The sequence below is a fragment of the Dermatophilus congolensis genome (assembly GCF_900447215.1).
GTDB lineage: Bacteria > Actinomycetota > Actinomycetes > Actinomycetales > Dermatophilaceae > Dermatophilus > Dermatophilus congolensis_A.
Map to the genome: position 1 here is coordinate 1,971,899 of NZ_UFYA01000001.1, position 20,641 is coordinate 1,992,539.

Sequence of the window (20,641 nt, forward strand, 5' to 3'; positions counted from 1 at the left end):
CGACACCCACCATGTATCGTTCGGCTGGAAAAACCTACCGCGGTAATGAAGACCGAGAGCTGCACCTTATGTGCCCACAGGGCACTCTTGGCCACAGCAGGAGCGGCAATCCAGTGACATGCGTCACCGCCACGCCTAGGATGACCGTTGATCAGGAAAGCCCCGCCAATGCACCCGGCGGTGCGGCGCATCGTCCCTGAGCGTGGACAAGCGCCCGGCAAGAATCCGTGACACGCCCAGCATCCGCTCGCGGCACCATTCCACGGAGGACCTGAGCCGGATACCCCCAACCGGCATCACAGCGAATGAGGAGCAAAACACCATGAGCAAGTACGTCCTGCCAGACCTTTCTTACGACTACGCAGCCCTCGAACCGCATATCAGCGGCGAAATCATGGAGCTCCACCACTCCAAGCACCACGCCACGTACGTTAAAGGCGCAAACGACGCTGTCGAGCAGCTGCAGGAAGCCAGCGCCGCAGGCGACACCAGCAAGATCAACCAGATCACCAAAAACCTCGCCTTCAACCTCGGCGGGCACATCAACCACTCGATCTTCTGGCAGAACCTTTCCCCCGAAGGCGGCGACAAGCCTGTCGGCGAAACCGCTGAAATGCTCGACCAGTTCTTCGGTGGCTTCGACAAGTTCCACACCATCTGGTCGGCTGCCGCTGCTGGCATCCAGGGAGCAGGATGGACGATCCTGGCCTACGACACCCTCGGCCAGCGCCCCATCATTGCCCAGCTGAAAGACCAGGAAAGCCAGCTTCCCGCCACGCAGGTGCCACTGCTCATGCTCGACATGTGGGAGCACGCTTACTACCTGCAGTACAAGAACGTGAAGGTTGACTACGTCAAGGCTTGGTGGAACGTCATCAACTGGAGCGACGTCGAACAGCGCCTCGTGACTGCCAAAGGCCTCAAGCTGGTCTGATCTGCAAACCGCTGCAGAACCCCACTGAATTGTGTGTGGCCCCCACCCTGACCAGGGTGGGGGCCACACACAATTCACACATCAGTGAGGGCACACAACACCAACAGAATGTGGGCCAGTGCCTGAGCGAGCATGCCCTGACCCACTCAGCAATGCCGACGACATCTCATCAGCGTGATTACGGGTAGCGGCTGTAGTGTCCGCTCCGGCAGTCGCCACGAAGATCCGAGCACCCTGTGCAGACCAAGCTCGTGCTCCCTGCGTCGCAGCAGACAGATACGCCGACTCACCACGACGAACCTGCAAAACCTCACCCGTCTCATCCTGTAAGCACACGTCACCTTCCACGGTAAGCAAGATCCGTGGACCGGCCCCAGGAAGGTCAATCTCTTGCTCAACCACATCAACGGCATATAGAGCAAACTCAGGAACGGGAACGACATACGACCAGACCCCATACTCATCAGGTTGCGGACGCAACACCGGTACTGAGACATCTGGATCCAAAGTTCGCATAACTTCAGGGATATCAATGTGCTTAAGCGTCAACCCTGCTCGTAGAACATTGTCTGAGTTACCCATCACTTCCACGCCTGCACCGTGCAAATAAGCATGCGGACCGGCTGCGGCCATGAACAGTCCCTCCCCCGGAGCGAGAACAAGGTGCTGGAGCAACAACGATGCGATGACACCGTGGTCACCTGGGTGCTCTTTCTCCATTCGAGCCACTGCAGCGAATGCAGCAGCGTCATCTCCACCAGAGGCAGCTAGCTGTTCAGCCGCTGCAGCAACTTGGGCTGCAAGCACCTCAGTCTGCTCTTGTGGCATCTCTAACAACGCACCAAAAGCACGCAGTCGCGCTTGATCTCCGCTTTGCTCCAAATCGGCGGCGATAGGTTCCAACGCAGCGGCACCCGTCATACGCAGCAACCGCGCAGAGTCACAGGCCGGGCGAAAACCCGCCAATACTTCAAAATCTGTCAGTGCAACGAGAACCTCGGGCTTAGGCCACGTGTCTACGTAATTACGTGCCGGATCCTCCAACGGGATGCCCGCTTCCTCTTCAGCAGCAAATCCACGCTCAGCTTGCGCTCGGTCAGGGTGTACCTGGATAGATAGTGCTTGGTCAGCAGCTAAAACCTTCAACATGAAAGGCAACCGGTCACCATAACGAGCCACGATATCTGCACCCAACTCAGTGACTGGGTCCTGGGAAATAATGCTGTCAAGACCGCGCATCGCCCCCTCACGAACGCAGCCTGCAGGTCCGGCAGGGTGTGCCCCCATCCAGAGTTCAGCCTCGGGGCCTTCTGTCGGGACAGACCGTCCCTGCAGTTCCGCGATGACGTGACGCGACCCCCATGCGTACGTCTTCACACACGGCGAAATGATTTCCATAACACTGCCCAGGCTAGGTCACCCATCACAGAGCTGATAGGCCGTGGGACCAGCCTAAGTGTCTATATAGACTCCTGACCTTTGATTTTACTAAGCAACCGAGATGGAACAGGCACGCTAAACACGCAAACAGGCCCCGATCTCCAACACTCAGCCCACACCTGCCCTCAACAACAACGACCCCATAACAACCACGCACATGCAGCTCACAACCATCAACGCGTAGTCAGCGACTCACACACCTGCCACAACTGCCGCCCAGCAGCCACGTCATAACTACGCCTAATTGACCTCTCTACCCTAGGAGCCCCCACTACACCAGCAAACCCACCTGGACCTACATAACTCCCACCCGCCAAATGCGGAACCGTCGCAGCAAACAACTCCGGCAGTGCTCCTTCTTCAGAACTTTGACTGCACCGCAACGTCGACAACACCGCACCCATCAACCAGTTCGCATCACGTTTACCCACATGCGAACGAAACAAATCTGTCGAAGCTATCCCCGGATGAGCTGCCATCGCACGCCGAGAATCCCCCACCTGCAATAAACGACGCTGCTGCTCATAGGCCAACAACACACACGCCATCTTGCTGTCCGCATACGCCTGCCACGACGAATACCGACGCGAACGCCAATCCACGTCCGTCAGGTCCGGACGCCCCATCCGATGCGCAATCGACCCCAACCACACAGTCCGGTCCGTCACCAGATCCCACAACCGCTGCATCAACGCAAAATGCCCAAGAACATTCGTACCAAACTGCAGCTCATGCCCCTGCGCTGTCCGGCGCAGCGGCGTATTCATCACGCCAGCATTGTTAATCACCACCGAAATAGGCCGGTCCCCCCACTCATCTGCAAACCGATGCACCGACTCCAAATCAGCTAAATCTAAATGACGCACTTGGCTACGTTCATCACCCCCCGGCATCACTTCAGCACGAACTCTCTGCCCCTTCTCCACATCCCGGCACGCCATCACAACAAAGGCACTCTTAGCCGCCAACTCACGCGAAGCCACCAAACCCAAACCTGAATTCGCACCAGTCACAACAAACACCCGACCTGACTGATCCGGAATATCACTACTGCTCCAACTAGTCATGCCACCTATCCTCACGCCATAAACCATCGACGTCACTTCGAATCAGCCAGACGCGACGTCCGTTTGCACACGCCCCACCAGCCCGATAAGCATGAATAATGCGCGCTTTACTCGCCCCCGCTGCTGGTCTCCTCGCCCTTACCCTCGCTGCTTGCACCACCGGAAGCGACCTCACACCCCAAAACACTCCCACTGCCACGCCCACCGCCACTGCCACCTACCCCAACGACACCATCGGCCAGGCAATGCAATGGTTCGTCGGCCAAATGAGCACGGACAAAACTGATTCCAACCTCGCCCAGCGTCTCTCCTCCGAATTCACAAAACACATCACCCCTCAACAACTGCTTGTCTTCTTTGGTGAACTGCGCCCCCAAGGCCCCTGGATCACCGAAAACACCACCACCAATGGCAATAACGGCACTGCAACGCTCATGAACAAATACGGGCAGCGCTTCACCCTCACCATGCACGTTGACGACAATGGCAAAATTGCTGGCGCGCTTGTGGATTCAGCCCCTAAAGGGAGCACTGCCACCACCTGGAACGACGTCACCAAACGCGCCCAACTGGGAATCAAAGACGTCTCCATCCTTGCCGCCAACATCGATGACAATGACAAACTCACCGATGTCCACGCCCACGATGCTGACACCCCACGCCCCGTCGCTTCCGCTTCCAAGCTCTACATCCTCGCTGCCATCGCCGAAAAAATCGCTGACGAGGAACTCAGCTGGGACCAAGAACTCACCCTCACCGAAGACGACAAAACCCTCCCCTCCGGAACACTCCAAAACAGCGCCGCCGGAACCCGAATCAGCGTCCTCGACGCTGCCACCGCCATGATCTCCACCAGCGACAACACCGCAACCGACCTTCTACACCGTACTGTCGGCGAAGAAGCCATCCTTACTGCCGCTAAAAACGCCGGTAACGATCACCTCGAAGGAATCACCCCGTTCCTAACACCCAAACAAATGTTCTGGCTCGCCTACGGCCCTTCCGAAGAGGCCCAAAAAGCCCGCTCCTCATGGAAGAGCTCCTCCCCTCAGCAACGCAGAGAACTGCTCAAAAACCTCCCCATGCCTGGCCCTGGGCCACAAATCCCCAACAATGCAACCACCGCACAATGGCCCAAAGAGATCGAATGGTTCGTCTCCGCACGCGACCTCGCCGACGTCCATCTGCACCTGCAGAAACTTGCTGACTCTCCCACTGGAAAACCCTTAACCCATATCCTCACTAAAAACGCAGGCATCAAAACCCCCGCCTGGGCTTCCACTGCCTTCAAAGGAGGAAGCAACACTGGCGTGCTCTCTTTTTCTTTCGCCGCAACCACCGCGAAAAAGAGCCGACAAATCCTCATCGTCACAGGCCGTAGCACCGAACCTGTTGATCAAAACACTGTCATCGCAGCCACTACCGACGCCGCCAACCTCCTTGCCACCAAACACGACCCTGCTAAGGAGTAACCCCTCCCCCAAATAAAAGGGGCTCCGTCGACTTATCAAAAGTCAACAGAGCCCCAGAAGAGTCAGTTCAGCTATACCGTCACCGGCGCTGCCACTTGATGTCTTTACGAGTCAAACGCGCTTCCACATCCTGCGGCGACTGCGGAGCTGATGTCGCATAGTCACGCAGCATCTCCTCGATCACCGTTGTCAGCGGCACACGTTCCAACTCTGCGCGGGCATGCGCGAACGCCATAGTGCGCTCAGGAAGACGAAATACCGATGCTTTCTTTGGGCCTACTGCCGGAGGCAACTCTTCAGGAACCCCCGCGCGCTTCCCACGCGACTTCGGTACCCCAGCCAGCTCAACCCTACGTCGACGCCGCAGTACACCGAGCGCCTCGCCATCCGTGATGGGCCCACGCCCCTCATACCAATCGAGCGGCTTCAACTCTCCGGGCAACGCCTCATCCCTGCGCGGCTCGCGCACGTTCGACATGTTTCCTCCCGATCCCCTGTATGGGCACACCGCCCCTACTGACACCCGACTGGTCGAGTGTCCAACTTTCTGTCGCTGACTCTAAGGGAAAGGCCATGACCACTGCATTCACAGTCACTACCCCCATGCCCCATCACCAACGAAGAAACTAAGCAAAAACGCTGGCAGACAAGACAATCAAGCCATAAATCGGCTGGTTATAGCCGCTGCAATATCCAGATAGGCTTCTTGCGTAGGACGCTGCAATTTTTCCCACGACAACTGCGCACCATCTGCCACATGCGGATCAGCTGGAACCACAATCAAATCAGCCGCCTTGCGCAGGTGATGCAACACAGCTCCACGATCAACCTGCCCGCTTACCAAGTCTTTGGCCGTCAAGACCACGATGCTCGAACCAGCTAGACGAGTGAATCCATTGGCCCGCAACCAAGCGATCGTTTCCGCTGCTCGCCTGGCACCAGTAATCGACCATGCCGCCGGGATAACTGCCGTATCGGTGTGTTCAAGAATCCCACTCATTAGCGGGTGAGTAACCCCCGTACCGCAGTCAACCTGCACTAACGAGTAATAAGTCCCCACCACATCAAGAATGCGCTCGAAGTCCTGCGCCCGCAGCGAATCCCCTAATACCGGGTTGGGCTCACCTGGCAACATAGTCAACCGACCAGTTGTCACTGTGTATTTCGACAGCGCTTCCAAACTATGGATGGAATCGATATCGCGAGCTAACGCCGAAATTCCGGCATGAGACTCACCAACAAGCCGCTCAGCCAGATCACCCGCATCTGGATTCGCATCGATGGCAAACACTGGATCAGGGCGCAGATCTGACAAAGCCAACGATGTAGCCGCCGTAGTTGACGTTTTACTGATGCCTCCCTTGAGACAAAAAAACGCCGTTACGTGACGCCGGTCCAGACGGCGGGCAATGAGCGACTCACGCTCACGCACTTTTAATTCATGAACCGACGGCCCTGGGTTCCATCTACCTGATGTGATGTCATACGCCAAGGCACGCCACCCCGCACGAGGACGAGGCGAGGCCTGCGAAAGCATTGGACGTTCCACCGCAGCCGCGGCCGAATCTGGTGGACCAGCAGGTACAGCACCCGCAGCCGAGCTCAAGCTCTGGTCAGTCGGCGTTATTTCTTCAACTGGGAGCAGATCATTTTTTGTTGGAGGCACCGTCACTAACGACGGTGCACCCTCGACCTCGGCCGCAGGAATCAATGGATTGGGCCGCCCCCGCGCAAGCTGCGCGGCAGGGTCCCACGACTCAGCAGCACTCACATTAATCACTCCGCTCAGGAGGCGGCAGCGCGTGCGCGCTCACGACGACGAGCGGCGGCATTGTGCCCCCGGCACTCGTCACACCGGCACCCACGCCGGTACGTGTTAAGTGAACCAGCACCCTTGGCATGGGTGGGAGTGCGGTCACGGTCAGATCCACCGCGACGAATTGGCACAGACACTGAACGTGCGCTGGGACGAGCCGCAGCAATCAACTCAGGGAAGCGCTCCCTACGCTGACGCGTGGTCATCGAAGCGCGATATCCGATGTCATCCATGCGCAGCGCTGCAACCAGGCAGGCTTCCCACAGCGGACATGAATCACAGATGGCCCGAAGGTGCCGAGGCATGCGGTCTTCCTCGTACTCCGGAGTCCAGTCATTGGCGGAAATACCTGTCGCCGTAGAGCGGCAAGCGGCAGATCCATCCAAACGGAGCTCATCGGCTTCCACTTTGACCCTCAAAGACGCCATGGAGAGACCACTCCCGGCAGTCGAATCGGCCATAGGTGCCGTTCGTACGTCTGTCATCGTGCGCATTTGTCCCCCGTGAACATGCGTCTGTGGTGCGGCGTGAACGATTTAGAGTTTGGAGATCTTGCGCTGCTGTCGTCAATACGCGTTTCCATACAACCGTCCAGGTTTCGTGTACTCGTGAAGGCTTATTTGCCTTCGCGTGCCGTCCGACACTGCGCAACCGAACCCCCGAGAGGCAATTTCGACAAACAGTGAAGAGTGGCCGTCAAGCCGACCGAATCATCTTGTTGGACAGTTGATCAAGACGATAGTTTGGTTTGCGGTTCTTGTGTTGACACTTTGGACGAGATCAACCACTCGGGATGTATGGACACTTGCGTTTCATGGGGAGATGACACATATCGCCCCCCGGCGATGTGATTTAAATCATATAGAAATTCTCGCATCGTGGACATCTCCCCCGCCTCCCGAAGGCCCTCTCGACCATCCCTGAACCCGAACCACACCTCGAAGACGAGAAACCCCCGGAACCGAAAGCGAGATACGCGGGCATGACCACGACCCCCACTCCCCCCCACATCAGCAACGGGTCGACCTCCACAAATCCCCAGGCCAACAAACTCCCTGACGGCTACATGACCGCCGAGATGATCGCCGAGTCACTCGCCCGCATCACCGGCAAAAAGTCCATTCCCGCCTCCACTATCCGCGGAATGGCTAGCCGCGATCAGATGCCTGCCCCTACCGGCCTCAAATGGGGCCGTCGAATTCTGTGGGACGCCGATGAGGTCAGCGAGTGGCTCAAAAAACGAGAGGCTCGCCACGTTCCCCGCGCACTTGTTCGACAGATCCAACGCAACCTTGCCGCCCTCGATGAACAAGCTCGCGCCACTGGAAACGACGCGCGACTTAAACAGGGCGTCCGAAACGCCTATCGCCGAGGCCTATCCTTCCAACAAATCGCGGACGCCATCCTCGTTAAAAACGGCGACCACCACCCCACCCGAGAAGCCGTCCGCAGCCGATTTGGTCCCTACATCTGATCACCTGTCACAGTCGGAAAATAAACAAACGATCAATGTGATTGTTCGTTTACATCACCAGACATCGACACAGTGGCGCCCCTCAGGGCGCCACTGGCGCATCCCGACAGGCCTCATGTGGGTAATAAATTTTTATTTACCCAACCAACCTCAGTTCCCTCGAAAATCAATATCATTGAATGCATACATGCAGGTCAAAGGCCTTAAAACTTTGGGGTGAGTGACACGCACCACCCCGAAATCGAACTAATTTGCGTTGGAAACACCCGTCCATCACAGATGAGGTAATGACGTGTCACCGACGCCTCCCCAGAACCGCCGCCCCTACATACTGACCGCAGGGGCAGCACTAGCCCTCTGGCTCTGCGCTGACCCCAGTGCATACGCGCAAAGCGACTCCCCCACCGTCGAAGGCATCCAGCGCTCCGATATCACCACTGCAACTCCACGACGGATAACACCGGCAGCAACACAGACACGACAGCAAGCACTCCGCAAGACACACACATCACAACCCGCAACAACTTCAACGCCCCAGCACAAAGCTGCATCCTCCGCCCCAGCTACAACCCAGCCCCAGAAAAACACAACCTCTCCAGCCCCTCAGGAACCAGCCAGCACTACCCCAAGCCCTAGCAGCGCCACAGCCACAGCCACAGCCACAAAAGCACCTCAACGCACAACAGCGACAGCGCAAACCACCTCTAAAGCCACGCCTACCCCTACCCAACGAAAAGCCCCTAGTAGGAACGCCACTCAGAGCAGCACCCCCAAACCAGCACCAGCACCAGCAGCAGCACCAGCAGAAAAGAAACCGACGAAGCCCGAGCAGGGCAACACCGCCCCGTCTGCACTTTCGTCACGGACGTCTACGTCTTCACCACGCACGCAAACTTCCGCTGAAAGCACGGTTCGCAGAACTGCTGAACCGACAAACAACCGTGTAAACGCCTTTACCGGCAAAACAGATGACAGCGCACAAAAATCTTCTGCCGCTACTGAGCAATCTCGCCAGGCCGCTGTTATCTCTCCTTCTGAGAACCACCCCACGAATGTGGCCCCAGCACCGCAGATAGAAACGCCGACCAACTCGGCGTCGCCAACGTCGCCGACGCTGAGTGAATCAGAAGATCAGCAAGACGAAGTCACCAGTCGTCGAAAGCAGCGCGAAGCCCAGCGCTAGCAAATCATTCGCGACACGGAACAGGCTGCGGCGGATCGTCAAGCACGCCGTGAAGCACGTCGTGCAGAACGTGAAGCACGCCGAGCAGAACGTCAGGCCCAGATCGACCTATGGCGTGAACAGCGACATGAACGCCAAGAAGCACGGCGCCAGCAGCACGAAGCCGCACGCCAAGCCATCCGTGAACAGATCTCTGAAGCCGTAGAGAAGGTTTCTGAGCCTGCAATGTCTCGGCCTTTCTGGAAGAGTGCTGAAGCCGCAGCACAGGAGCAAGAAGGGCAGCAGCCTGAAGAACCTTTCACCCCGGCAGAAGAAGAAACCCACGTACCTGCTGAGCAGGTCACTTCCACCGACACTGCCAGCCCTGCACCATTGATGGCGGTTGCCCCAGCCGCAGGACCCTCAGGTCATCGCCACGAAAACAACAGCGGCAGCCAAGAGATGGCGGGACCATTCCGCGCTGCAGGGAGCACTCCAACACCCTCACCTCAACGCTCTGCCGCCTCGGCAACTACTCAACAAAAATCTGCGACCACAACGACAAATGCATATCCCATCATCGCTTCTAGTACTTCGCGTCCTTCATGGGCGCGGGGAGTTGCTCCCATCGCGGACAACCCTGAAGAGGTAGCCCACGCTGCCACAGTGGCCAAACAGAGCGCGATGGCCCCTGACGTAGCTAGCATGAGTATCTCTTTTGGTAAGTGGAGCGACCTGCCCCAGGCTGCGGCTGCAGCACCTCGTGGCGCGAAACACACCGTGCTTTCTTTACCGGCGTTGCCTGATAGTCACGGTTCTTTAACCGCTTGCGGCAAAGGTGAGTACCGCAAAATGTGGGAATCTTTCGCGCAGGCACTACAGAAAGCGCATATCGATAACCCCATTCTTGATATCAGCGCACCTACAAAAGAAATGAATCCGCAGGCGTACGCATCGTGTTATCGCCAGGTGGCAGAAGCAGTTAAAGGTGCACTTCCCCGCGCCACTATGCAGTGGACGGTAACGCACGGCACCGATGGTCCTTACGACGCGGTTGCTGCGTGGCCAGGTGACGGAGTGGTCGACATTGTGGCCCTGGATGCTCTGGATACCGGTGGCAACTGGTCCAAGGCTGTAAACGGGGATCGCGGACTCAACTGGTGGGTGACTTTCGCGCAGCGCCGTGGAGCGAAAATTGCTGTGTCTGCGTGGGGGCCAGTGCCAGGATCAGATGCCTCATCAAATAACGCTCCATACGTGCAAAACATGCACGATTGGCTGTGGCGAGTAGCCCAGAAGAATGCTTTGGTCTACGACCTATACACCGAAGGCAGCAAGGCGGCCGGTGGTCGTGCTGCACAGGCTTACCGGGCGTTGTTTCGATGAGGAGCGATGAATTCGCCAGGCGGCACCCGGAAGTCGCGCCTGAACCGATCGTGCAGGTGACTTTCGATGTGGACAGTGATGGCACTGAGGTTGCGCTCGTCGATGGTCACGTTGTCGTGCCTCACAACGGTGAAGATGTTTTAGATGCGGCAGTTAGACAGATCGCTGCAATGGTGCCGGTTTTCGCTGGTATTGATGACGATGGTCACCCATATACGGGGCTGAAAGCGACCCTGGTCGGGGATGATTTGTCTCGCTTTGTTGTGGTGTATGGCGATGGCAGGTTGTTTGTTCCGGCACAGTCGGATGCTGGGCAGGAGCAGGCGCTTCCCGATGGCGTGATTCCGTTTCCGGGTGGAGTAGGTGCATCCGTAGCGGAATTGGATCTGCAGGACTCTTCTGGGGATTCCTCTTTGCAGCGTCAATTAGAAGATGAGTTCGCAGCTCATTTAATTGCCCCCTCTGTTGTGGTTTCGATGGACGGTGTGGAAATTGGTGGCGCTGAAGCCGAGGCTGAGGAGCTGTTGGTAGAAGATGAGGCTTCTTGGTCGCAGGAACCTGAGTCTGAGATTAAGGTCGCGAGGCTGATACCACCTGGCACACCGACTGGGGGTTCTTTTTCGGCTGGTCTTGCTACTGCAGCTGACTCGTTACTTGTGACGGGTCAGGCAGTTTCGGCTGCGGGTGGAGAAACTGCGGCGATATCGGCGCCGAAATCCTCGGTAGGTGTGCTGGATCACGATGAGATAAATGCAGACCTTGAGCGCCCGATGTACATCGAGGATGTTAAAGCTGTTGGGTTACGTCGCTGTTCATGGGGGCGTGTCAGTCATCGGTTGGCATTAGGTGCTGCTGGTGGTGTGTGCGCGCTGGCGGTAGCTGGGGTTTTGGTGAGTCCGGTTGTGCGGGGGGCTGGTGATGGAAGCAGCTCACCGGCGCCGGTGGTTTCGGCGCCTCCTGGAAGCACAGTTGAAGGTTCGTGGTCGACGGGGCCTTTGACTTCAGCAGCGGGGCCGGTGGTTTCTGTAGGGGATTCTCTGGGGTACGTGAAGTCTGATGGCACGGTGGCGTTGGTCGATGCTGCCACGGGGCGTTCTCGTTGGGAACAAAAGATTGTCCCAGCTCAGGTGCGTGGTCATTTGTCGAGAACACGGATCCGGTCAGTGGATTCATTGGCGATTCATGTAGGGAATCGGTTAGTGGCGTGGTCGTTGGCGGATGGTTCTGCAGTAGCTGCGGTGGATTTGCCGGAGGGCGCGCAGGTTTCCTATTTGGGCGCTTCTCCTTTGGTGGGAACGGGCAGTTCGACGGTTTCGGTGCTTGGGGAGGAGGGGTTGTTGCAGGTGGCGGTTCCTGCGGGTGCATATGCGCTGGCAGCGCGGGATGACCGGAGTGTGACTGCGGTGTCGTCGCAAGGCTGGTGGCGTTTGCGTTCAGGGGTTCCTGCAGGTGCGGTGCGTCCGTTTGAAAGTGCTACGCCAGATGCGTTGCCTAAGGATGTTCGGCCGCGGGTGGTGGGCTATGTGGGTGAGTCGGTTGTGTTGGAGTATCCGGCTTTTGGGAATCGTCGTGCGGAGTTGGTTGTGCATAGCGATACGGGGCCGCAGTTGCAGGTGGCTTTTCGGGGAGTTGCTCCGCCGAAGACGGGTAAGGAGGAGAGGCTGATTGGTTCTCCGGCACGGACGTGGGGCGTGTATGGGCGTGCGCTTGTGGATGCTGCGGGGGGTTCGGTCTCTGATTTGGGGCAGTGGCGTTCTAGTCATGTGACGGATAGGCATGTGTATGGGGTGAGTGCGGGGCGTGCTTCAGTTGCTGGTCCTGGGCAGGGTGTTACGGCGTTGCCTTCTGGGGCTGATGTGCCGGAGGCGGAGTCAGATTCGGTGTTGGCGGTGCGTGTGGCTGGTCCAGCGCGTTCGCGTGATGGGGGTCAAGCTTTGGCAGAGGGGCAGCAGGGGGTGGTGGTGTTGCTGCGCAAGGGTTAGTGCTGTGGTGTGCGGGTTTCTTTGACGGGTAGCCAGGCCAGGGCGGCCAGGCTGGTGAGGATGCCAGTAGTGGTGAAAGCCAGGCAGTAGCCCTGTTGGGGGCTGGTGGTGAGCGTGACGGTCCATCCTGTGATGACTGGCCCCAGGATTGTTCCTGCGTCCATCATCATCTGGAAGCTGGAGAGAACTTTTCCGCCGTTGCGGTTGGGGCCGATGATGTCGGCTATGGCTGCTTGTTGGGCTGGGTGGATGAGGCCTGCTCCTAGGCCTGCGATGAATGAGGCGGTTAGGAAGAGGGGTAGGGCTTCGGAGAGGGCGAGAGCTGCAGTGGCAGCACCGTTTGTGATGAGTCCGATGATGATGAAAGGGCGTCGTCCGTAGCGATCGGTTGCGTTACCTGCGGTGGTCAAGGCGAGGGCGTTGCCGATGGCGAAGGCGGTCAGTGCGATGCCTGCCCAGCGGATTCCGAGGGTGGGCATGGCTGCTGCGTAGAGGGGGATGAGTGCGACGCGTACGCCGAAGTTGGCCCAGCCATGGCTGAAGGCGGTCAGGAGAACTGCGCGGTAGGCGGGGTGGTGGAGGGCTTGGCCGGTGGTGATAGTGGGGCGATTGGTGTGGGGGCCGGTGGTGGTTGGTGCTGGTTCGGTGAGGAAAGTAGCGACGACGGCGGTGGCGGTGAGGAGCATTGTTGCGTACACGATGAAGGGGATGCGGTATCCGGCTTCAGCGGTGAGGCCACCGACGATGGGGCCGGCTATGTTTCCGATGAGGAAGGCTGCGCCGAGGGCAGAGGAGCAGCGTCCGCGGATGTTGGCTGGGGATAGGCGCACCATGAGGGCGGAGGAGGATACGACGAACATGGCTGAGCCGATTCCGCCGAGGGTGCGGTAGGTCAGCAGTTGGGTGTAGTTGGTGGCTAGGGCGCATGCTCCGGTGGATAGAGCGACGATGAGTAGGCCACTCATGTAGATGCGTCGTTCGCCGAGTTTGTCGACGAGGGCACCGCTGGCTGGGGCGGCTGCGAAGCGGGCGAAAGCGAATGCGCTGATGATGGCGCTGGCTGCTTGGACGCCGACGTTGAAGCTGGCGGCGTATTGGGGCAGTACGGGCGCGACGAGTCCAAAGCCGATGGAGACGCAGAAGGCTGCGCTGACGAGGATCCAGATTTCGCGGGGTATGGGGGTGCGGGTTGTGGGCATCGTGGCAAGTATGACGTGGGGCGGGTGGTTGGGTTGGGTGGTTGGGGCGTGTTGGTGGGTGAGTATGCGTTGTGGGTAAAAGGTTTCACTTTTGGGTGGTGGTGGCCGATGTGGGGTGAAGGACAGGAAGTCCGTACTGATATTCCCCTCTCGGTGTTTGCGCCGAACCGTCCGTACAGACCGGAGCCTTACTATGCGCACCACGTATTCGTCCACTGCTCGTTCGACTAAGCATCAGCCGCGTCGGGCTGAAACTGATGCGAGGTTGGCGCGGCCTACGCGCCGTTATTCAGTGTTGAATGATTTTCGGTATTTGACTGCTGATGATGTGGAGTTATTGCGAGCGGCTACGGGTGAGGCTGCTGATCGTGAGGATCCGAAAAGTCAGTTTGCTCAGCAGTTGGCGTTGGATCGGCGTCGTGGTGATTTGGAGCGGGATGCGCCAGTGACGGCGACGTATTTGCGGGACGCGTCGGTGCGTATTGAGCGTGAGAACGCTGGTCGAGTAGCGTTTCGTAATCCGTATGCGGGTAAGGCGTATGAGCGTGCAGTGAATTGGTTGGTTAAGCGCGGTTTGGTGGGGTGAGGGGTGTGGGGTGGGCGCCCTTTTAGTCTGAGTTGATAGGTGCCTCTTCGTTATCGCGGATGGATGGTCCTGTTGAGCCTGTGCGTTGTTTGGCGGATGGGACTGTGAAGCAGGTGAATCCGTTTAGTGGGACGCAGGTGTGGACGGTTCCGGGCAGGGCGTTGCGTCCGGTGGGTTCGGGGGCGGCGTCGGTGGGGGGTAGTTTCGGCTTCTCAGGCACGGTCATTGTGTGCGTTTTGTGAGGGGCAGCGGTTGTCGACTCCGCCGGAGCGGGAGCGGGTGGTGTGGGAAGGGGACAGTGGGTTTTCGTGAGGGGCTGAGTGCTGGTGAGGTGGCTGAGCAGAGTGCGGAGTTTCGGCGGGTGCCGATTTGTTTGCGATTTTGGATTGGCCGTATTGGCGGGACAACCATGGGTTAGATGCTTCGGGTGAGGTATTGGCTCGGCGGGATGCGTATTTAGCGGATTCGGCGGGGCGGGAGCATGTGGTGGCGGTGTTGCGGGCTAAGGCTGCGGCGATGGGGTGTTCGGTAGATGGGGTTCCTGCTGAGGGTGAGCGGGAGGCTTTTGCGCAGGCGGCTACGGATTTTTGCTGGTGGCTATGAGGTGGTGATTGGGCGGCGTCATGTGACGAATGCTGGTAAGGGTGTGCTGGCTGGGTCTGGGACGTTGTCTGCACAGGAGCATGCGGCTTTTATGGAGTTGACGGTGCGTGGGGTGGTGGATCTGTATGAGCGGATTCCGGTTGCGGGGGCTCCGGATGCGTTTTGGACGTGGGGTGTGGGGTATGCGGCCAGGCGGGGTGGATGTGCCGGTGAATGAGGAGTGGCATTATCGTCTGCCGGGGTTGGGGGTGCCGATGCCGTGGCGGGTGGTGGTGAAGTGGCGTATTAGCAATGTGGCTGGGTTTGAGGGTGGGACGAAAATTTATGTGAACACGATCGATCCGTGGGGTGTGCGCGATCGGGTAGTTGCGGGGTTGGTTCAGTTGCGTGCTTCAGGTGGGTTGGCTGATGGGGTGGCGGTGGGGCAGGAGTGTTGGGCGGGGACGTTGCGGTATGTGTGAGGTGCTTATATCCAGGCGATATGGCCGGCGAGAAGCGTGTATCCGATGAAGGCCACGATGTCGATGAGGGCGTGGGCGATGACGATGGGTAGGACGCGGTGGGTGCGTGCGTAGACGGTGCCGAGAATCAGTCCCATACAGATATTGCCGATGAATCCGCCGAATCCTTGGTAGAGGTGGTAGGTACCGCGCAGGAGTGCGGACAGGAGGAGGATAGGCAGGACCGCGCGGGTGGCGGGGATCCACTCGTTGGATGGGGTGGGTGGGATTTTTCCTTTGGCGAGGCGGTCGGCGTTGCGGGCTTGTTCCCATCGGGTGAAGAGGTATCCGATGAGGATAATCTCTTCGCAGATGGCGTTGGCGAGAGAGGCGAGAATGAGAATGGGGGTGCTCCACCAGTGGTCGCCGAGGCTGGCGGCGGAGACGGTGGTGTTGATGTTGAGTGCTTTAGCGCCGAGGTAGAGGCCGAGTCCGGGGATACCAATGCAGGTGGCCAGGACTGTTCCGAGTGCGAGGTCATTTGCTGGGGTGTGCAGGTGCCATCCGATGCGGTGGTCGGTGGTGGTGTCGTCGCGGCGCATGAGGTGCAGGGCTAGGAGTGCAGGAATGATGAGCAGGATGATGCGCAGCAGCTGGTAGGCGAGGTCGAGCCAGGGGCGGTCGGGGGTGATGGGGGTGTTGAGTGTGCTGGTTTGGGCGGAGAGGGCGATGTCACGGGTGAGTCGGTCGGTGATAGCAAGGATGGCGCGTAGGGCGGAGGCGCCGATGCTGACTCCGAGGACGAGACACATTTCGGTGCGGAGGGTTTTACTGGGTAGGTGTGATGCGGGTAGTCCGATGTAGGGTCGTTCAGGCAGAGGGTTGGGGGTGTGCACTTGTCTAGGCTAGTTGCTGCTGGGCGCGCGGTTTTGAGGCGGTGGCGCCGGTTTTCGCAGCGACGTGTTTCTGGTGAGGTTAGGTCGCTGCGGTGGTGGGATGTAGCTGTGGTGGGGGTGGTGTTGTTTGGGTTACCTGTGTATTCGTCGACGGTTGCGTTTGTTGCGTCTCGGCGCGAATCGGCTGATAGCGGGGTTTCTGTCTTTGATGATGGAGTGGATTTTGGGCCGCAAGAGAACATTGCAGCGCTTGTGCAGCAGGCTGCTCTTTTGGTGGCGGGGGCGGGGTATCTGGGGGTTCGTGGGGTTGGTTCTGGGGGGTGGAGTTTGCGCCCGACGGTGCGGGGGTCTGCGCTTGGTGTAGGGATGTTTGTGGCTGTTGGGCTTGTTTATGACGTGCTGTCTTGGCTTTACTCAGATGTGTTTGCGCAGGAGGAGAGCATTTCGGAAGACGCTGTGGTGGGTGCGCAGGGAAATGAGGTGTCTTGGTGGCGGGCCCAGTTCGGTCATATCGATGGGTCTTTGTTGCTGTATTCGGTGCTGAATGGTTTTTATGAGGAGTTCTTTTTCCTCGGTATGTGCGCGGCGGTGGAGCCGGAGTTCCGGCGTCCTGTGTTTTTTTCTTCGCTAGCACTGCGGGGGTCTATCCACACATATCAAGGTTTTTTTGTTTCTGCTTTTTTCAGCATGGTATTAGGGCCAGCTTTCTATGGCATATATACCCGAGAAGATAAACGTGATTTGTACCCTCTTATGTTTGCTCATGTGTTAGCTGATATTTTTGGGGTAAGCGCTTTAGGTCTATTTTTTCCGGAATCTGACTAGGAATGCTTTTTGGGGAGGTTCTTGGAGTAAGAGATTTCTCTTTGAACTTTGAAGATGTGCTCATATCCGGTTCTATCGATCCGATTGAGGCACTTGTTCCCTGTGAGCATCGATTCGGTCCTGGAAGTTGCGTCCGGAAACTTTGCATGTGTGTGATGACCTAAACCCTCAGCAAGTCAATGGAACCCCAAGCCACCGGATGCCTTCCTCCTCTAGCAGATGAGGCGACACGCCGAACGTTTCCAACAAGTCCTGGCAGGTCGCCTCACCTCAACCCACGTGACGGCTACGCTGACGGAATGGAGATCACCTACCGCCTCGTCAACGTCTTTACGGACGGTGACGATCCTTTTTCGGGCAATGCTGTAGCCATCTTCGAGGATGGTTCTGAACTCTCGACCTATCAGATGCAGGCGCTCTCGCAAGAGCTGAACCAAGAAGCGGTGTTCATCTTTCCCAACGATGATCCCGCAAACGCACAAGTACGTTTCTTCTCTCCTCACCAGAAGAAGGGTTTCGCTGGTAGCGCATCGCTGGCCACGGCTCACGTGGTGCGGGACATGATGGGCAGCACCGGAGACGTGACGCTGCACGAGGCACAGTACGGCAACTACCACGTCCAGCACGTCGCCGACAGCGAAAACAAATGGATGTTCCAAGGCAGCCAGCGCCAAACCCGCGAGCTGAAAGCCTCACCGCAGATCCTTGCTTCTCTGGTTGGTTTATCGCTAGATGCCATTGCGGCGGCCCCGGCCACCGTCTCCTCAACCAGCGGCACCGGCGGAATCATTTTGCCTGTTCGCACGATTGACGATGTTCGGGAAACTCGCCTGGACGCACGACTACTGCACTCGTACGCGATGCTGCTCAACACGGTCCCGTCGGTGTACGTATGGGCTGAGAGCGACGAAGACGAGGTCATCCACTCACGTATGTTCTACGGCCCTCGTGGCGGTGTCTTGGAGGTAGCCGCAACCGGCTCCGGTGCAGCTAACCTCGGCGCCTGGTTCGCTTCTCAGGGGCGCGGCCCAATCAGTCGACACATTCGCCAAGGCCGCCCATTGGGTCGTGGCAGCCACGTCGACCTTACGGTTGATGAATCTGGCGATATCTTCGTGGGTGGACGCACTCTCGAGGTGTCGCGCGGAACGTTCCACATCTGACCGATCACGTCCTACCGCAATGTAATTGCTGACGGAAAGTCGTCGGTTCGGTGTCATCCTGAGGAGAGGTATGAACGAGAAAATCTTCGACCTAGTCGGTACGGGCGTTGCGCTCGCTGCTGGCGCCGTCGCGAACAAGCTGGTGGGTTTGGTGTGGCGCGGTGTCGTCGGCGAACCACCGGAAAATCCTGATGACCCGGAAGAAACTTCCTTCGCGGAGGCGATGGGTTTTGCGATTTTGTCGGCTGTGTTTATGGCGACATTCAAGCTCGTAGCGAGCCGTAAGTTGCACGCTTACTACAACGACTCGAAGAAGCCACTCGGCGCGCCTGCGGAAAATAGCTAAACCGTTACCGGCCCCGATGTGGTGTGGCCCACCCCCAATATTGGGGGTGGGCCACACCACATCGGGGCTCATCTTCGCCGAAACAGCCAGATAGCGCAGCTACGGTGCTGATATGAGCACTCACATCGTCGTGACAGGTGGCGGAGGCTTCTCCATGTCTGCAGACCACCGCGCCAGCGCAGCAGACCGATTCATCCTGTCCCTGACTGACAGACCCAACCCGCTCGTGTGCTTTGTCCCTACCGCCTCAGGCGATAATGGGCTGTATATCTCACAGTTTTTCAACGCCTACAGTGGGCTGGGCGTACGAACTTGCGTATTAACGCTGTGGACAGGCGCAGCGGACTCTATCGCGCGCATGGACGAAGCAGACGTGTTCATCATCGGTGGCGGAAACACCGTGAATCTATTGGCACTCTGGTCCGCGCACGGAGTAAGCGACAAACTACGCAGCTACACCCAAGATCAGGGACGCGACATCGTCATTGCGGGCAACGCCGCTGGCGCAGCCGCACTCTACGAAGCTTGCGCCACAGACGGATTCGGTAACGGCATCTCCGCCCTGCCCTTCGGGCTGGGGCTGCTACCTGGAAGCTTCTGCCCACACTACAACTCAGAACCCGACCGCGCACCGCGGTACCAACAGCTCGTGGATACCTCCGCCCTACCGGCTGGATACGCCGTCGACGATGCTGCAGGCATTCACTACTTAGACGGCCAAGTCCAGTCGTTCTGGGCTGAGTGCACCGGCGCCGGAGTGTATCGAGTAGAGCCAGCAGAGAACGGCGCTCGCATTAGTGCCGAAACAATGCATCCCCTCCCTTCCTAAAAGGAGGGGAAAAACTTACGGAGACAACACTTTTTCGGAAAAAGAATCTTCTTAAGTGGCTCCTACGATGTGCCGATGAGCGCATCGAGGAGGTGGCCACATGTCACATTCACGGCTTTCCCTGCTGGTTATGTCATCGGCAGCGGTGGCTTTATTGACGATCCCTGCGCTGGATCGGGCGTTTTCCGAAGGCAACAGCACACTCTTCGGCCACCCCACGGCCACCCCCTCCCCCACCGTCACTGTGACAGTGCCACCTACCTCAACCCCCACACCAAGTCGGCCCCACCCAACTCCAGCACATACCCCCGTCACAAAATCACCTGAGGGAAAACGCAAAATCGTCTATCTCACCCTCGATGACGGCCCGAGCCCCTACACCACGAAAGCACTGGAAATTCTTTCTCGTCACAATGTGCCTGCCACCTTTTTCATGATCGGCGAAGAAGCCGCACGATACCCAGAGACTGTGGCTAAAGTTCGCGCAGCTGGACATGCCATCGGAAATCACACCTACACGCACCCATGGCTCACACATCTCAGCACACCCGAAATACGTAAACAACTACAGAAAACCGACGACATTCTCGGAAAAACTACGTGCATGCGCCCTCCAGGCGGCCTCATCAACAAAACCGTCATCGCGCAAGCAAACAAACTAGATAAAAGTGTCATCAACTGGGATGTTGATACTCGCGACTGGCAGCGCCCCGGAACAGTAAATATCCGCTCTACCGCACTGCGACTCACCACCCCAGGATCAATCATCCTCATGCATGACGGAGGCGGAAACCGCACCCAATCCATCGGAGCACTTGATGGAATCATCAGCACTCTCAAGAGCCGCGGATACACTTTCGCAACTCTTCCACAGTGCCGCTGAACCCGCGCAATTTTATTTACTCAGATAGAGCAGGGGTTTCTCTTACTTCAAGTAAGAGAAACCCCTGCTCTATCTGAGTATCCAGAGATTCAACCGAAACGCCCTATCACTGAGCAGACCCGAATTCGACCATCCCCT

The 20,641-nt window shown here is 58.1% G+C and carries 24 protein-coding genes; 16 read left to right on the forward strand and 8 right to left on the reverse strand.

What is annotated here, in order from left to right; translation table 11 throughout:
• The first annotated feature begins 322 nt into the window (after positions 1-322).
• Entirely contained in the window at positions 323-934 is a 612-nt protein-coding gene (locus DXZ77_RS08635; RefSeq protein WP_115031425.1) for a superoxide dismutase, read from the forward strand.
• 81 nt (positions 935-1,015) lie between these two features.
• Here the strand turns inward: DXZ77_RS08635 and manA are convergent, their stop codons facing one another.
• Positions 1,016-2,332 (reverse strand): mannose-6-phosphate isomerase, class I, encoded by a 1,317-nt coding sequence (gene manA / locus DXZ77_RS08640; RefSeq protein WP_115031426.1) that lies wholly within the window; start codon positions 2,330-2,332, stop codon positions 1,016-1,018.
• A 215-nt stretch (positions 2,333-2,547) separates the two neighbouring features.
• Entirely contained in the window at positions 2,548-3,441 is an 894-nt protein-coding gene (locus tag DXZ77_RS08645; RefSeq protein WP_115032810.1) for an oxidoreductase, read from the reverse strand.
• A gap of 98 nt (positions 3,442-3,539) precedes the next feature.
• Between DXZ77_RS08645 and DXZ77_RS08650 the strand changes: the two genes are divergently transcribed.
• Positions 3,540-4,913 carry a serine hydrolase gene (locus DXZ77_RS08650; protein WP_115031427.1) on the forward strand — a complete coding sequence of 458 codons (1,374 nt, stop codon included), beginning with the start codon at positions 3,540-3,542 and terminating at the stop codon, positions 4,911-4,913.
• Between the two features lie 79 nt (positions 4,914-4,992).
• Here the strand turns inward: DXZ77_RS08650 and DXZ77_RS08655 are convergent, their stop codons facing one another.
• The 3 genes from DXZ77_RS08655 to DXZ77_RS08665 all read right to left on the reverse strand — a co-directional run bounded on the left by DXZ77_RS08655 (position 4,993) and on the right by DXZ77_RS08665 (position 7,157).
• A complete protein-coding gene (locus tag DXZ77_RS08655; RefSeq protein WP_028326853.1) occupies positions 4,993-5,391 on the reverse strand; it encodes a hypothetical protein in 399 nt (132 codons plus the stop codon).
• Positions 5,392-5,568: 177 nt separating this feature from the next.
• Complete coding sequence (locus tag DXZ77_RS08660; protein WP_181816085.1) at positions 5,569-6,684, reverse strand: MinD/ParA family ATP-binding protein; 1,116 nt, start codon at positions 6,682-6,684, stop codon at positions 5,569-5,571.
• A 14-nt stretch (positions 6,685-6,698) separates the two neighbouring features.
• Complete coding sequence (locus DXZ77_RS08665) at positions 6,699-7,157, reverse strand: WhiB family transcriptional regulator (protein WP_157728059.1); 459 nt, start codon at positions 7,155-7,157, stop codon at positions 6,699-6,701.
• 554 nt (positions 7,158-7,711) lie between these two features.
• Between DXZ77_RS08665 and DXZ77_RS08670 the strand changes: the two genes are divergently transcribed.
• Positions 7,712-8,203, forward strand: a complete 492-nt coding sequence (locus DXZ77_RS08670; protein ID WP_115031429.1) for a hypothetical protein — start codon at positions 7,712-7,714, stop codon at positions 8,201-8,203.
• Positions 8,204-8,959: 756 nt separating this feature from the next.
• On the opposite strand, the gene DXZ77_RS12460 is transcribed toward DXZ77_RS08670, so the two are convergent.
• Complete coding sequence (locus DXZ77_RS12460) at positions 8,960-9,091, reverse strand: hypothetical protein (protein WP_258553231.1); 132 nt, start codon at positions 9,089-9,091, stop codon at positions 8,960-8,962.
• 230 nt (positions 9,092-9,321) lie between these two features.
• Here DXZ77_RS12460 and DXZ77_RS11835 point away from each other — a divergent pair, with 230 nt between their 5' ends.
• From DXZ77_RS11835 to DXZ77_RS11845, 3 genes are read left to right on the forward strand one after another with little or no spacing between them, the layout of a single operon-like run.
• A complete protein-coding gene (locus DXZ77_RS11835; RefSeq protein ID WP_147279243.1) occupies positions 9,322-9,591 on the forward strand; it encodes a hypothetical protein in 270 nt (89 codons plus the stop codon).
• Positions 9,592-9,611: 20 nt separating this feature from the next.
• Positions 9,612-10,751 carry a glycoside hydrolase family 26 protein gene (locus DXZ77_RS11840; protein WP_147279244.1) on the forward strand — a complete coding sequence of 380 codons (1,140 nt, stop codon included), beginning with the start codon at positions 9,612-9,614 and terminating at the stop codon, positions 10,749-10,751.
• Entirely contained in the window at positions 10,748-12,733 is a 1,986-nt protein-coding gene (locus tag DXZ77_RS11845) for a hypothetical protein (protein WP_147279245.1), read from the forward strand. Before DXZ77_RS11840 ends, DXZ77_RS11845 begins: the two co-directional genes overlap by 4 nt.
• On the opposite strand, the gene DXZ77_RS08705 is transcribed toward DXZ77_RS11845, so the two are convergent.
• Positions 12,730-13,932: an MFS transporter gene (locus DXZ77_RS08705; protein ID WP_115031436.1), complete on the reverse strand. Its 1,203-nt coding sequence runs from the start codon at positions 13,930-13,932 to the stop codon at positions 12,730-12,732. The two genes, DXZ77_RS11845 and DXZ77_RS08705, sit on opposite strands and share 4 nt — an antisense overlap.
• 193 nt (positions 13,933-14,125) lie before the next feature.
• Here DXZ77_RS08705 and DXZ77_RS08710 point away from each other — a divergent pair, with 193 nt between their 5' ends.
• The 5 genes from DXZ77_RS08710 to DXZ77_RS12215 all read left to right on the forward strand — a co-directional run bounded on the left by DXZ77_RS08710 (position 14,126) and on the right by DXZ77_RS12215 (position 15,582).
• Entirely contained in the window at positions 14,126-14,518 is a 393-nt protein-coding gene (locus DXZ77_RS08710) for a hypothetical protein (protein ID WP_028326859.1), read from the forward strand.
• A gap of 59 nt (positions 14,519-14,577) precedes the next feature.
• Positions 14,578-14,760 (forward strand): DUF4921 family protein, encoded by a 183-nt coding sequence (locus tag DXZ77_RS12710; RefSeq protein ID WP_220181620.1) that lies wholly within the window; start codon positions 14,578-14,580, stop codon positions 14,758-14,760.
• A gap of 127 nt (positions 14,761-14,887) precedes the next feature.
• Entirely contained in the window at positions 14,888-15,121 is a 234-nt protein-coding gene (locus DXZ77_RS12205) for a DUF4921 family protein (protein ID WP_220181621.1), read from the forward strand.
• Positions 15,084-15,338: a DUF4921 family protein gene (locus DXZ77_RS12210; protein ID WP_220181622.1), complete on the forward strand. Its 255-nt coding sequence runs from the start codon at positions 15,084-15,086 to the stop codon at positions 15,336-15,338. The genes DXZ77_RS12205 and DXZ77_RS12210 overlap by 38 nt, the downstream gene beginning before the upstream one ends.
• A complete protein-coding gene (locus DXZ77_RS12215; protein WP_220181623.1) occupies positions 15,304-15,582 on the forward strand; it encodes a DUF4921 family protein in 279 nt (92 codons plus the stop codon). The genes DXZ77_RS12210 and DXZ77_RS12215 overlap by 35 nt, the downstream gene beginning before the upstream one ends.
• Before the next feature lie 5 nt (positions 15,583-15,587).
• On the opposite strand, the gene DXZ77_RS08720 is transcribed toward DXZ77_RS12215, so the two are convergent.
• Entirely contained in the window at positions 15,588-16,457 is an 870-nt protein-coding gene (locus DXZ77_RS08720; protein ID WP_258553235.1) for a CPBP family intramembrane glutamic endopeptidase, read from the reverse strand.
• On the opposite strand from DXZ77_RS08720, the gene DXZ77_RS08725 reads away from it, so the two are divergent.
• The 5 genes from DXZ77_RS08725 (at position 16,458) to DXZ77_RS08745 (ending at position 20,503) form a co-directional block, all read left to right on the forward strand.
• Positions 16,458-17,282: a CPBP family glutamic-type intramembrane protease gene (locus DXZ77_RS08725; RefSeq protein WP_147279246.1), complete on the forward strand. Its 825-nt coding sequence runs from the start codon at positions 16,458-16,460 to the stop codon at positions 17,280-17,282.
• A 299-nt stretch (positions 17,283-17,581) separates the two neighbouring features.
• Entirely contained in the window at positions 17,582-18,445 is an 864-nt protein-coding gene (locus DXZ77_RS08730; RefSeq protein WP_115031438.1) for a PhzF family phenazine biosynthesis protein, read from the forward strand.
• 70 nt (positions 18,446-18,515) lie between these two features.
• Positions 18,516-18,791, forward strand: coding sequence for a DUF4235 domain-containing protein (locus DXZ77_RS08735; RefSeq protein ID WP_051277295.1), 276 nt, complete (start codon positions 18,516-18,518; stop codon positions 18,789-18,791).
• Positions 18,792-18,903: 112 nt separating this feature from the next.
• Positions 18,904-19,620 carry a Type 1 glutamine amidotransferase-like domain-containing protein gene (locus tag DXZ77_RS08740; RefSeq protein WP_115031439.1) on the forward strand — a complete coding sequence of 239 codons (717 nt, stop codon included), beginning with the start codon at positions 18,904-18,906 and terminating at the stop codon, positions 19,618-19,620.
• Positions 19,621-19,720: 100 nt separating this feature from the next.
• Complete coding sequence (locus DXZ77_RS08745; RefSeq protein WP_115031440.1) at positions 19,721-20,503, forward strand: polysaccharide deacetylase family protein; 783 nt, start codon at positions 19,721-19,723, stop codon at positions 20,501-20,503.
• Positions 20,504-20,641 lie beyond the last annotated feature (138 nt).

What these genes read in the sequence shown, in the direction of transcription:
- DXZ77_RS08635 (WP_115031425.1), top strand. Translation starts at nt 323, where the DNA reads ATGAGCAAGTACGTCCTGCCAGACCTTTCTTACGACTACGCAGCCCTC.
- manA (WP_115031426.1), bottom strand. Translation starts at nt 2,332, where the DNA reads ATGGAAATCATTTCGCCGTGTGTGAAGACGTACGCATGGGGGTCGCGT.
- DXZ77_RS08645 (WP_115032810.1), bottom strand. Translation starts at nt 3,441, where the DNA reads ATGACTAGTTGGAGCAGTAGTGATATTCCGGATCAGTCAGGTCGGGTG.
- DXZ77_RS08650 (WP_115031427.1), top strand. Translation starts at nt 3,540, where the DNA reads ATGCGCGCTTTACTCGCCCCCGCTGCTGGTCTCCTCGCCCTTACCCTC.
- DXZ77_RS08655 (WP_028326853.1), bottom strand. Translation starts at nt 5,391, where the DNA reads ATGTCGAACGTGCGCGAGCCGCGCAGGGATGAGGCGTTGCCCGGAGAG.
- DXZ77_RS08665 (WP_157728059.1), bottom strand. Translation starts at nt 7,157, where the DNA reads ATGGCGTCTTTGAGGGTCAAAGTGGAAGCCGATGAGCTCCGTTTGGAT.
- DXZ77_RS08670 (WP_115031429.1), top strand. Translation starts at nt 7,712, where the DNA reads ATGACCACGACCCCCACTCCCCCCCACATCAGCAACGGGTCGACCTCC.
- DXZ77_RS11840 (WP_147279244.1), top strand. Translation starts at nt 9,612, where the DNA reads ATGTCTCGGCCTTTCTGGAAGAGTGCTGAAGCCGCAGCACAGGAGCAA.
- DXZ77_RS11845 (WP_147279245.1), top strand. Translation starts at nt 10,748, where the DNA reads ATGAGGAGCGATGAATTCGCCAGGCGGCACCCGGAAGTCGCGCCTGAA.
- DXZ77_RS08705 (WP_115031436.1), bottom strand. Translation starts at nt 13,932, where the DNA reads ATGCCCACAACCCGCACCCCCATACCCCGCGAAATCTGGATCCTCGTC.
- DXZ77_RS08710 (WP_028326859.1), top strand. Translation starts at nt 14,126, where the DNA reads ATGCGCACCACGTATTCGTCCACTGCTCGTTCGACTAAGCATCAGCCG.
- DXZ77_RS12710 (WP_220181620.1), top strand. Translation starts at nt 14,578, where the DNA reads ATGGATGGTCCTGTTGAGCCTGTGCGTTGTTTGGCGGATGGGACTGTG.
- DXZ77_RS12215 (WP_220181623.1), top strand. Translation starts at nt 15,304, where the DNA reads ATGCGGCCAGGCGGGGTGGATGTGCCGGTGAATGAGGAGTGGCATTAT.
- DXZ77_RS08730 (WP_115031438.1), top strand. Translation starts at nt 17,582, where the DNA reads ATGGAGATCACCTACCGCCTCGTCAACGTCTTTACGGACGGTGACGAT.
- DXZ77_RS08735 (WP_051277295.1), top strand. Translation starts at nt 18,516, where the DNA reads ATGAACGAGAAAATCTTCGACCTAGTCGGTACGGGCGTTGCGCTCGCT.
- DXZ77_RS08740 (WP_115031439.1), top strand. Translation starts at nt 18,904, where the DNA reads ATGAGCACTCACATCGTCGTGACAGGTGGCGGAGGCTTCTCCATGTCT.
- DXZ77_RS08745 (WP_115031440.1), top strand. Translation starts at nt 19,721, where the DNA reads ATGTCACATTCACGGCTTTCCCTGCTGGTTATGTCATCGGCAGCGGTG.